The organism is Streptomyces hazeniae (genome assembly GCF_031845485.1).
In the GTDB taxonomy this organism is placed as follows: Bacteria; Actinomycetota; Actinomycetes; order Streptomycetales; family Streptomycetaceae; genus Streptomyces; species Streptomyces hazeniae.
In genome coordinates this window covers 1-562 of sequence record NZ_JAVREQ010000101.1, presented here as the reverse complement: position 1 = coordinate 562, position 562 = coordinate 1, and the positions used below count along the sequence as shown (strand labels likewise).

Genomic DNA, 562 nt, shown 5'->3' with positions numbered 1-562 from the left:
ACCGCGCGGCCGTCCGCAACGCCCGCAACCAGATCCTCACGCAGGTCGAGCAAATGGCGAAAGCCGGCATCGCGGTGGACCCCCGGCTTGCCGCGCTGGACCCCGAGTTGCTCGGCCACACCCTGCTCTCGTTCGCCGAGATGCTCGGTCGCCTGGCCGTGCACGATCCGGACAACTACCCGCGCGAGCGGCTCGAGCAATATGCCGCCGCGGCGATGACGATGTTCGCCGGCCCGGTGAGCTGACGAGCGGTCAGCCGCTCTGGCCGCACGCGGCCAGCACCAGCTCACGGACCCGGGCGGCGTCGGCCGAGCCCTTGGTCGCCTTCATCACCGCACCGACGATCGCACCGGCGGCCTGGATCTTGCCGCCGCGGATCTTCTCCACGACGTCAGGGTTGGCGGCCAGAGCGTCGTCCACAGCGGCCTGGATCACCGAGTCGTCGCGCTCGAGCGCCAAACCACGGTCGGTCATCACCTGCTCGGGTTCTCCCTCGCCGGCCAGCACACCCTCGATCACCTGGCGTGCCAGCTTGTTGGACAGCTTGCCTTCGTCGTCAAGC

The 562-nt window shown here is 69.6% G+C and carries 1 protein-coding gene and 1 pseudogene; one reads left to right on the top strand and one right to left on the bottom strand.

The window, feature by feature from the left end; genetic code table 11:
* A partial coding sequence (locus RM572_RS28795; RefSeq protein ID WP_311676308.1) for a hypothetical protein occupies positions 1-245 on the top strand: 245 nt, incomplete at its 5' end.
* A gap of 7 nt (positions 246-252) precedes the next feature.
* Here RM572_RS28795 and RM572_RS28790 read toward each other — a convergent pair.
* A pseudogene (locus RM572_RS28790) lies at positions 253-562 on the bottom strand (Asp-tRNA(Asn)/Glu-tRNA(Gln) amidotransferase subunit GatB); the annotation flags it as partial.